Origin of the sequence: Pseudoalteromonas sp. GW168-MNA-CIBAN-0100 (assembly GCF_040309225.1) — a bacterium.
GTDB classification, from domain to species: domain Bacteria; phylum Pseudomonadota; class Gammaproteobacteria; order Enterobacterales; family Alteromonadaceae; genus Pseudoalteromonas; species Pseudoalteromonas arctica.
The window spans coordinates 1-421 of sequence record NZ_JBEOOL010000145.1 but is presented as its reverse complement, the minus strand read 5'-3'; the positions used below and the strand labels follow the sequence as shown (position 1 = coordinate 421).

At 39.2% G+C, this 421-nt stretch carries 1 protein-coding gene; it reads left to right on the top strand.

Features of this window, described 5'->3' with window-relative positions; translation table 11 throughout:
* The coding region (locus AAEY62_RS20440) for an NAD(P)-binding protein (RefSeq protein WP_350636048.1) at positions 1–413 on the top strand (413 nt) is incomplete at its 5' end.
* Positions 414–421 lie beyond the last annotated feature (8 nt).

The following is a 421-nucleotide window of genomic DNA, read 5'->3' as shown; positions in this document are numbered from 1 at the left end:
CTAAAATTGTTATATTTGGCATGGGCAGAATTGGCACAGGTGCTTATGAAACAATAAATGCTACGCACCCACAGCTAGTTGCAGGTATAGACATAAAGCCTGAAGTAGTTGATAAGCACATAAAACGCGGAAGAAATGTATTAATAGCAGATGCGACCGACCCTGACTTTTGGCAGCGCGTAAATCACTCTCGTGTTGAAATGGTCATGCTAACAATGCCACAGCATATGCAAAATATTTTTGCGTTAGAGCAATTAAAAGCATCGGGTTATAAAGGGCAAGTTACCGCTATTGCTAACTACCCTGATCAGCAAAAAGAGTTAGAAGAAATGGGTGTAAATTCTACCTATAACTTTTACTTAGAAGCTGGTAGTGGTTTTGCTGAGCACGTTAAACAAAAATTATTTTCGTAAAGCAGCAC